Source organism: Streptomyces viridosporus (assembly GCF_002078235.1).
Classification (GTDB): domain Bacteria; phylum Actinomycetota; class Actinomycetes; order Streptomycetales; family Streptomycetaceae; genus Streptomyces; species Streptomyces viridosporus.
The window spans coordinates 289-511 of record NZ_MSGP01000425.1 but is presented as its reverse complement, the minus strand read 5'-3'; the positions used below and the strand labels follow the sequence as shown (position 1 = coordinate 511).

Below are 223 nucleotides of genomic sequence, written 5' to 3'. Positions count from 1 at the left end.
GGGCATCCACCGCAACATCATCCGGGAGTCCTCGGGCAACCCGCACGCGATCAACCTCTGGGACATCAACGCCCGCAACGGCATCCCGTCCAAGGGCCTGCTGCAGGTGATCCCGCCGACGTTCGAGGCGTACCACGTGCCGGGCACGTCGAAGAACATCTACGACCCGGTCGCCAACATCACCGCCGCCTGCAACTACGCGGCCGACCTCAGTACGCGCTGT

The 223-nt window shown here is 65.9% G+C and carries 1 pseudogene; it reads left to right on the top strand.

Features of this window, described 5'->3' with window-relative positions:
* Positions 1–223: pseudogene (locus B7L92_RS27625) on the top strand (transglycosylase SLT domain-containing protein); the annotation flags it as partial.